This window comes from Paenibacillus darwinianus, assembly GCF_000598065.1.
Lineage (GTDB): Bacteria > Bacillota > Bacilli > Paenibacillales > Paenibacillaceae > Paenibacillus_I > Paenibacillus_I darwinianus.
Genome location: NZ_KK082149.1, coordinates 100,474 through 109,629, shown reverse-complemented (window position 1 = coordinate 109,629; position 9,156 = coordinate 100,474). Strand labels below are relative to the sequence as shown.

The window sequence follows — 9,156 nt, the reverse complement described above, 5'->3', positions numbered from 1 at the left end:
CATAATTCGATTGCATGTTTCACACTTGGTCCGTGGCAGCTCTGTATGAATGTAACACGGGTACTCAAAAAAATTCAGATGCCGCCACGTCCGGTCTTTATCTGCAATGTCTTTCACCGGCTGGCCTGGAGTCCCACAGCCTGAGCAAGGAAACAAGGCTCGTTTACGGAACTTCACGTACACGTCTAATTGCTTCTGTTCCAAATCAAATGCCACTTGATCAATGTACCACGGTTCCGGGATATGAAGAAGCTCCTCCAGTTGTCCGTCCTTTAAATTTGCTGCAAACATATGAAAACACCGTCCTTACTGGTTCTCTTTTCTTCCAGTATTGACGGTCTTTTAACTTGCTAAACATTTCTCACAGCGAAGAAGCTGTTTTCTCAGTTCTTTTGGCATTTTCGGCTTGTTGACGAATGCGTAAGATCCCATCAGTACGAATGCAGAAGCCAATGCAATGATACCTGTTGCCAACAATTGATAGGCTTGTTTTTTCATTCTTCCTCACCTCCTTCCTTAAAAGGTAATAGTAGCGCCTGCGTAATAAATGCAATTGCTGCCACATCTGAAACGATGAATAAATTCGCAGCGACTATAGCAGCCGAAATCAGTTTTAGAAACGGATAATACCGCTCCGAGAGTCGCGCATATTTGTCATAATTGGCCGGCGCAAATATCAATATTGCGAGTAGTGCAATTCCTGTGAACACATAAGTCCAAGTGTTCGTGAGACGTAGATGAGGAAGAACAGACATGAGCGCAGATGAGACAACAATACACCACATTCCCGATTTAAGGTGATAACCGCCAGATAAAATACGAATTAGCGCGAAGACCATCATCAAAAGCAGAGTCCTAACCAATTCACCCGTTATCAGGCCAACTAATGCACTAATCGAAAATATTGAAACGGTATTGCCGACAATGTTTAATGCATATAGGATGATTTCTACGGAAGGTGCCATGACACCGTTTGCGATCATACGGTCACGCATTGAAACCGCAATCCTATGCAGCATCCTCAAAATCCTTTCTTATGGAAAAATAAATAAATATAGGTAAAGTTAACAGGAAGACGATGCTCGCGCCAATTACATAAATATCGGGATCAGTTCGAAATAAATACGCCATTAATGCCGCTAACACAATAGCAAATATGATAATGCCCATTAGAACCGCATTTGTCCCCCTGATACGGACATCCGAGCGGGGAGATGTTGGAACGAAATCAAAACCCAAGTTAAAAATGACGATGGTACGTGCCAGAGCAATCTCGAAAATGGCCAGCAACACTTGAAAGGAAGATGCTATCCAAATATTAGCCAACATTTCTGACGCAGTAAGGCCTGTTGACTGCGACAGCAGCAAAATGATCAGACCTTGAATGACGATTGCCGCAGCTATTCCAGCAAAATTCATTATAATAGAGTGAAACAAGGGGACACGAAATAAAATCCACACAATGAGGATGAATAGGACGAATTGAATATAAGTGGATAAGTCACCTATCTCGGGATTTAATCTGGTGAAATAGGAAACCTGACTCATAAGAAATGAGACAAAAAGCACATTGATAATCATCTGCGAATATATTCTAAAGCGAAAAAGCGCAAACATGAACATGAACGTACCAAAGTACTCAATTGAAGAAGCCAAAATAAAAATAAAGTAATTCACGATATTACCCCTTTAGATGGATAAGAAATAAAATACAGGCAGAATGTCCTAATCCCTTAGCTTACTCTCATTATATTTCGTCCAGTTTCAAACTTGCAACACTCATTTTGTTTAAATACAACTTCAAATACAACAGTCCCTACAAATTGATGATGCCCAAGTCGATAACGCTCATTTATAAATCACTCCGCTAGGTGAGTTCATATGTTAATGCAAAGCCTCTAAATATTGCTCTGGAGCCATCATCATACTGATCACAATTAGCGTTGGAAGCATCTGTGATTTAGTTTGGTTTTTTTTCGAACTAAAAAAACCCTCCATCTCAACTCTAATTAAACAAGTCAAGAAAAGGATTTATTGAGTCATGAGCACCAACTAGGGCACTACAGAACTTACAATTAAATACCATTAGTAAAGCAATGGTGCCGAGGACGGGAATCGAACCCGTACGGTGGTCACCCACCGCAGGATTTTAAGTCCTGTGCGTCTGCCAGTTCCGCCACCCCGGCAAGGAATGGTTCATACATGGTGGGCCCTGAGGGACTCGAACCCCCGACCAATCGGTTATGAGCCGACCGCTCTAACCAACTGAGCTAAGGGCCCGTAAAGGGGTTCCATGATTGGAAGATTGGTTGCGGGGGCAGGATTTGAACCTGCGGCCTTCGGGTTATGAGCCCGACGAGCTACCGGGCTGCTCCACCCCGCGACAGTACCATATATGAAGCATTAATGAATGGCGACAAAAGTAACTATACTATAGCAAACAAGCCCAAGTCAAGATCTCTTTTGACCGGGAATCTATATTTCTTTACTGCAAGAAACGAACCCCGTAACGGCCTTTCCTGGATTTGAACACCTCGATCTCCTGCGGGCAATCGTAGCCGTAAATCCACCAATCGTTCTCCATCCGTTTGACGAGGCAGCCCGCCTGGAATTTCGTCTCATACAAACGCACCCAGTAAATCCAGCGCACTTGACATCCCCCTTATGCTTGTGATTCCCTTCCTGCAGCCGGCAGGCCGAAAAAAAACCGACTGCGTTTGTATTAGAATACCCGGAAATCGGGAAAATCAAGCAAAAACGGTTTATAATGATGATAAGAAATCATTACGGGAGGTCGATCGCCATGCGTTACGGAATTGCCGTATTTCCCGCCCCCGAGATTCAGGCTTTTGCTGACAGCTACCGCAAAAGGCACGATGCGCAATACTCGCTCATTCCACCGCATATGACCCTTCGTGAAGCCGAACAGTGGTCCGGCGACAAAGCCGCCAAGGCCATTCAGCAGTTGGAATCGGCAGCGCAAGCCGTCAGACCTTTCACCTTGCGCTTCAACCGGATATCGAGCTTTTATCCGGCCAGCCATGTCGTGTATATGGCGCTGGAGGACCCCGAGCCGATGACCAGGCTTCATAAGGCCGTTTGCAAGGAAGTTCTTGCGCTGGAAAAGACCGCTTACGTGTACACGCCGCATGTCACCTTAGGACGGAACCTCTCGGCCGATGAGCTGCATGATCTGTACGGAAGCCTGCGCAATCGTCCGCTTGATTATGAGACGGCCGTCGATGCCTTTCATCTGCTCACAGCCGGCGAAGACGGCGCATGGAGCGTTTACCGGACGTTCCATCTTACAGGCAAATAACCGGAAAAGCCGATGAAAAACCGCAGCAAAGCCGCTTTAATGGCCTTGCTGCGGTTTTGTTGCATACCGGTTTATTTACTATTTACGGTAAGCATCGATTGCTGCGCCGCCCTCGACCGGATTAATCGGCCCGTCCGGGTTCGTTTTGATTTGCTGCAGCATGGCGTTGCCTTGCGTTTCCCACAGGGCAAGCGCCTCTTTGGCCGTTTTGGTGCCTTTGATGACCTCCTGGAACAGCGGCTGGCCGATATTCTGCACCTGCCAGAGGTTCGGCTTCTCGCGGAACAGCTTCTCCTGGTCCGTGCTTAGCGGCGGAACCGGCTTCAGCTTCGTGAAGGCGTCGATGTTATACGACTGGCCGTCCTTCGGCTTCAGAAATTCCTTGCGCGCCGTCATCTCCCACATGCTGCGGGATTTCAGCTTCGCCCATTCCTTGCTGTTCATGAACTTCACAAATTCCCACGCATCGTCCGGATTCGGCGCCTTGCTGTTAATCCCCATAAGCGAGTTGAGCCCGATCATCGTTCCGACACCCGGCGCTTCCTCGAACTGCGGCACGGTGACGACATCCCAATCGACCGGTGTGAAGCCCTCGAGCTTACCCTCCGCTTCCTTCGCCTGCGCAAGCTCCGTCACATACCCGAACTCCGCAATCATCATCGCGACCCTGCCGCTCATGAACAGGTCGCCCTGATACGGGTTGTACGGCAGTCCTTCCTTGGGAGCCTGCATATCAATCTGGATCTCATTCATATTCGGCGCTACTTTATTTTTGTACAGATTGGCAATGTCGATCCATACTTTCTCCCATTGGGGCGTATTGACCAGCATTTTCTCCCCTGCATCATCGTACATCTTCAATTGCAGCGGCGCCGCGTAAGTTTGAATTTCGTAGAAGCCGTCCCCGCCCCAACGGTTAATGCTGATTCCGTATTTGCGGTCCTTGCCCTCGCCCTTGGCGACTCTGCCGGCAAGATCGATCACCTGCGGCCAAAACATGTCGTCGGTCGGCACAGGAACCCCCGCGTCGGCAAAAAGCTTCTTATTATAGAAAAGCGCGGAAGAGCTGAAGGTCGGCGTCAACGCATACAGGTTGCCGTCACCGACTGCCTTGATGCCTTCGATAACCGTGGGCACATAATCGCTCAGGTCGAATTTGTCCTTTTGGATGAGCGTATCGAGCTGCAGCAGCAGGTTATCCTGAACCATACGGCGCAGGTAGTTGTAGTCGACCACCATGACGTCGACCGGGTTGTTGCCGGTAAGCATTTTTTTGAGCTCTTCGTAAACGTCCGGCTGTTTCTTCTGATCCTCCGGCGTCATGAAACGCTGGTCGTTATAGTCGATGGCGGATACGATTTCGATCTGAATATTGTCGTTCATCAGCTCATACGCATCCGTGTATTGCTGGCGGAACCAAACCTCATCCTGAGGGCTGCCATAAAGCGTCCCGACCCGCAGCACGCGGGTATTCGCGCCGCTGCCCTCTCCTCCGCCGCTGCATGCGGCGAGCAGCGAACCAAGCATCACCAGCGTCAACATTGCCAGCAGGGACCGGCGAAGTTTGCCGTCGGTTTTGTTCATCGTTTCCATACCTTTACCTCCCCAATGATTTCGGTGCCGTAATGACGATTTTCTCACCGTCGAACTCCATTGACGCTTTGTCCCGAATGCCGAGCGAGAGCAGATACTCTTTCGGAATCTGCAGCCGACCGACACGGTCGACGACGACGAATTCCTCATGAATGTCTTTCAGCCCGCCATACCCCGCGCCCTCGGCCGCCGCGAGATCGAGATTCGGGTTGCGCTTGACGAATTCGGTGCTCGTCAAGCCGTCCCGGATCGCCACCACGCGGTCAACCTTGCCGGCCAGCGACAAATCATGCGTTACAATGACGATCGTGACGCCTAGCTCCCGGTTAAGCCGCCTAAAAATATCCATGATGAGATCGGACGTGCGTGTGTCGACCGAGCCCGTCGGCTCATCCGCAAGCAGCATATGGGGACGGTTGGACAGGGATATGGCAATGGCCACACGCTGCTGCTCGCCTCCGGAAAGCTGATGCAGCTTGTTATGCATACGCTCCTGCAAGCCGACCCATTCCAGCAGCTGCCGGGCGTAGGCGCGGTCCAGCTTCCCTGACAGCATCATCGGCATTTCGACGTTCTCAAGCGCCGACAAATAGGGCAGCAGGTTGCGGGCATTATTTTGCCAGATGAAGCCAACCGTCTCCCGTTTGTAGCGGACCAGCTGCTCGTCAGTAATTTTGAGCAGATCCCACGGACCGACGCTGACCTGACCGGCAGATGGGCGGTCCAGGCCGCCCAGTATGTTGAGGAGCGTCGATTTGCCGCTGCCGCTGTTGCCGATGATCGCCATCATCTCGCCCTGCCGGACCGTCAGGTTGAGCCCTTGCAAGGCGACGACCTCCAGCTCGTCGGTTTTATAGATTTTGACGAGTCCCTCGCACTCGATCATCGTTATGTCCATTGCCGTTGTGGTCATGGCCTAACGCTCCTCTCCCATCTTAACCGCTTGATGGACACGCAGCCTGCGGATGTGCAGGAATAATAGCCCCGCTCCGGTCAGCAGCATGACGCCGACCACCCCGTACAGCTGCAGCATATCCTGCTCTTCGAAGACGACACGGAAAGGAGGAACCGCATTGTCGATGTTCTCGGCCGTCTGAAGAAACGGGAGGAACAACACACTCGTTATGCGGCCAATCAGCAGCCCGAGCACAATCGACAAGCCTCCGGTGAACAGCTGCTCCAGGAGCAGCATGCCGGTGAGCTGCTTCCGCGACAGCCCCATCGCCCGTAGGACGCCAAACTGCACGATGCGCCCCGAAAGATTAAAAAACCAGTACAGCAGATAACCGGATAAAGACACCAGAACCGATACGATAAAGCCAAGGCTGAGTATTCCGAAAACGCCGCCGCGGGTCGGATGCTTCGACTGCGCAATCAATTCCGATCGGACATCCTTCACGGAAGCGAGCTCGATCCCTTTATCCAGAAGGGCGGTGACGATCGGCGCCACCTTGGCGTCTGTCTTCATTTTCAGCCAGACCTCGTAGGGAATGATCGGAACCTGGTCATAGATATAATCCAGATTCGCGATCACGAAAGGCGACTGATCCGGATACTGCGTCGGCCAGTAAGGCAGGATGCCGACGATGACGAATTCGATCATGCCGTCGCCGAGGCCTACCGAGATCAGGTCGCCGGGCTTCAGCTGGAATTTCTCGGCGATGCCGGACGGCACGATGGCCGCCTGCTCGTAGTCGCCCAGAAGGTCCAGATATCTGTAGGGGTGAGCGGGAAACAGATCCTCGCGGAACCAGGCGACCTTCGAGAAATCAACGTTCTCGATGCCCATCAGCGTGCCCTGACCGGCCGAGCGGCCCGATATGACCACATTGCCTTTGGCCTGCAGGACGCGCGCGGCGGATTCGACGCCGTCCAGCGATCGGAATATTTCAAAAGGCGGCTCCGTATAATTGATGCGCGTCGGAGCGGCCTGGCCGCCTCCCGGATTGCCGCCGCCTGCACCGTTCCCTGCGCCGCCGGGGTTGCCGGGGTTGCCGCTGCCGGGACGAATCTCCGCGCGGCCTTCCCACACCGTCTGAATGACGACGTCGCTGCCGTAGCGGTACAGCGTCCGTTGGGTGGAGTTCAGATCGATCGTGCGCGCAGCCGATGCGTTATAGACGCCGAGACCGAGCGTCAGGATAAGCAGAATCATGAGCGGATAATAGGCTTTGGAGGAACGCGAGAGCTGGGTAAGCGTCAGAAAAAGCGGCACCGGCAGAAATCGTTTGCCGATCCGGTTGAGAATTTTGAGCAGGAGCGGGAACACCCGCAGGAAGAACAAGCCCATCGCGAATATCGAAAGAGCCGGGACAAAAAACAGAAACGGGTTAACGTCAAGCTGATCGGTCGTCATGCCCGTCCGGAACGTCAGTATTTGCCGCTCGTTGAACAGATACCATCCGTAGCCGGCCAATCCGAGCAGCGCGACGTCCAGAAACCAGCGCTGCCATAACGGACGCCGGTCGGACCGTGCGAGCTTCTGCTTATAGCCGACGATCGAGGAACGGGCATAGATGACGGCTGGCACGACCGTCGACAGCACGGCGAGCAGGACGGCTGCAAGCCCGGCGATCATCGCCTCGGTCGAGAACCCGACCGGGATCGACTTACGGTCGACGAATGCCAGAAACCCGTTGGCCGAGCCGATGCTCTTGGCCATAAACCAGCCGATTAGCGGCCCGGTCGCCAAAGCGATAAGTCCCAGCAGCAGCCCTTCGAGCAAATAAATGAGCATGATCTGCCGCGTGCCCGCTCCGCGGCTGCGCAGAACCGCGATGTCGCTCCGCTGCTTCTCCAGCGACTGCCGGGCGTTCATCGCTATGTAGTAGAAAACCATCGCGATCATCGGCGTGGCGAGCGTGAACAGCAAAGTTTGCAGCTGCAGGCTCTGCCGTTTGAAATCCGCAAGCGTATCGGCGAACGATATCTCGATGCGCGTATCCTTCAGAAGCTGGTACAATTCGATGTTGAGCCGGTCCAGCGAGCGGCCGAGTGGCGAAAGCTGACTCGTCTTGATCTCGCGCAGATCGAAGGCATAATACCAGTTCGCATTGTTTACCGGAATGCTGCGCTTCTCCAGCAGCTGCTTCTTGAAAGCCGCTTCGCTGATCTGCAGCGTGCCCATCAGCGACTCCAGTCCTTGATACCAGTAAGGATCTGTGTCTTTTAGCGGCTTGACGGCGCCGACGACTCTCACCTTCAGCGAGATGTTCAGTCCTCCGTACACCGGGTAATCGAACTCGTCGCCGATATGAATATCGTTGCGGAACATCGCCTCTTCCAGCATGACGGCCTCCAGCACGTCGCCGCCTTCGCCGTCCGCGAACCACCGCCCCTGCATCAGCTCGGTTTGCTTATTCAATCCGGACATCGCCATCAGTGTCAGCTGTCTCATCCGGCTGGCGTCTACCTTCGTCGAATCAACCGGCACGACCTCCGTTCCCCGGATCGAGAGGCTGCTTACGAAACTCCGGTAGGGAAAGCCGATGCGGCTGGGCACATCCTTCTTAATGTACTGATCCACATCGCCCAATGCCTGAATATCGGTTTTGCCGCCGCCTGCGGATTGATACCGCATCAGCAGCGAGCCGGCAGGCAGGCCCGTGCTGCGCTCCTGCAGCGATTGCGTGACCACCCGCTTCAGCGCGCCGTCGGCGTACATCGGGATGCTGGTGGCGAATGCCACCGCGACGATCAAGCCGGCCATTGTGCTTAAGGTCAGCCACCTGGTGTTCCACATTTTGCGGAATAAAAATCGTAATAGCGGCACTCCCATCCGTTATCGACCTACGACTTTCTGGCCCGGCTTCAATCCTTCCAGGATTTCCGCCTGCGTCGAGGTCTGCTGGCCGACAGCCACGTCCACCTCGCGCTTGCCGTTCTCGTCGATCACCTGAACGTAGGTGCGGGAGCCGATCGAACGCAGCGCCGCGAGCGGAATGACGACGGCGTTTGTTTTGCGCTGGGTAATAACGCTCACGGACAGCGGGGTTCCCCTGGTCACGCCTTTCGGGAACGCGCCGATGTCTACCTGCAGATAATCTTCGGGACGTTCAAGCTTTTTGCCGCCTGCACCCCCGCCGCCATTGCCCCCGTTCTGGTCATTGCCCGCAGTGAGCGGCAGCTGCGAGACTTTGCCTTCCTTTGCTTCGACGTTATTAATGGAAACGACAGCCGGCATCCCGACGGTTACTTTGGCGAGGTCGTCCTTCGACAACGTGGCCGTCACGACGAGCCGGCTG

Annotated in this window: 9 protein-coding genes, 3 tRNA genes and 1 pseudogene; 1 reads left to right on the top strand and 12 read right to left on the bottom strand. The window is 53.4% G+C overall.

Features of this window, described 5'->3' with window-relative positions:
* From BG52_RS16395 to BG52_RS15990, 8 genes are all read right to left on the bottom strand, one after another.
* A partial coding sequence (locus BG52_RS16395) for a transposase family protein (protein WP_223298932.1) occupies positions 1–291 on the bottom strand: 291 nt, incomplete at its 3' end.
* 51 nt (positions 292–342) lie between these two features.
* Complete coding sequence (locus BG52_RS15995) at positions 343–498, bottom strand: hypothetical protein (RefSeq protein ID WP_190287481.1); 156 nt, start codon at positions 496–498, stop codon at positions 343–345.
* Positions 495–995, bottom strand: coding sequence for an accessory gene regulator B family protein (locus tag BG52_RS06580; protein ID WP_190287480.1), 501 nt, complete (start codon positions 993–995; stop codon positions 495–497). The genes BG52_RS15995 and BG52_RS06580 overlap by 4 nt, the downstream gene beginning before the upstream one ends.
* Before the next feature lie 13 nt (positions 996–1,008).
* Positions 1,009–1,677 (bottom strand): hypothetical protein, encoded by a 669-nt coding sequence (locus tag BG52_RS06575; RefSeq protein WP_036581369.1) that lies wholly within the window; start codon positions 1,675–1,677, stop codon positions 1,009–1,011.
* A 420-nt stretch (positions 1,678–2,097) separates the two neighbouring features.
* A tRNA-Leu gene (locus tag BG52_RS06570) sits at positions 2,098–2,186 on the bottom strand.
* A gap of 17 nt (positions 2,187–2,203) precedes the next feature.
* Positions 2,204–2,280 (bottom strand) — tRNA-Ile (locus BG52_RS06565).
* A 26-nt stretch (positions 2,281–2,306) separates the two neighbouring features.
* Positions 2,307–2,383, bottom strand: a tRNA-Met gene (locus BG52_RS06560).
* 102 nt (positions 2,384–2,485) lie between these two features.
* Positions 2,486–2,650: a hypothetical protein gene (locus BG52_RS15990; protein WP_190287479.1), complete on the bottom strand. Its 165-nt coding sequence runs from the start codon at positions 2,648–2,650 to the stop codon at positions 2,486–2,488.
* A gap of 153 nt (positions 2,651–2,803) precedes the next feature.
* Between BG52_RS15990 and BG52_RS06555 the strand changes: the two genes are divergently transcribed.
* The gene (locus BG52_RS06555) at positions 2,804–3,319 is read left to right on the top strand and encodes a 2'-5' RNA ligase family protein (protein WP_036581367.1); all 516 of its coding nucleotides are present in this window, start codon (positions 2,804–2,806) and stop codon (positions 3,317–3,319) included.
* A 78-nt stretch (positions 3,320–3,397) separates the two neighbouring features.
* Here BG52_RS06555 and BG52_RS06550 read toward each other — a convergent pair whose 3' ends face one another.
* The 4 genes and pseudogenes from BG52_RS06550 to BG52_RS06535 form a co-directional block, all read right to left on the bottom strand.
* Positions 3,398–4,912: an ABC transporter substrate-binding protein gene (locus BG52_RS06550; RefSeq protein WP_223298931.1), complete on the bottom strand. Its 1,515-nt coding sequence runs from the start codon at positions 4,910–4,912 to the stop codon at positions 3,398–3,400.
* A gap of 4 nt (positions 4,913–4,916) precedes the next feature.
* Complete coding sequence (locus BG52_RS06545) at positions 4,917–5,798, bottom strand: ABC transporter ATP-binding protein (RefSeq protein WP_036581418.1); 882 nt, start codon at positions 5,796–5,798, stop codon at positions 4,917–4,919.
* Positions 5,799–5,828: 30 nt separating this feature from the next.
* Complete coding sequence (locus tag BG52_RS06540) at positions 5,829–8,690, bottom strand: ABC transporter permease (RefSeq protein WP_036581365.1); 2,862 nt, start codon at positions 8,688–8,690, stop codon at positions 5,829–5,831.
* A gap of 3 nt (positions 8,691–8,693) precedes the next feature.
* Positions 8,694–9,156, bottom strand: a pseudogene (locus BG52_RS06535) (efflux RND transporter periplasmic adaptor subunit); the annotation flags it as partial.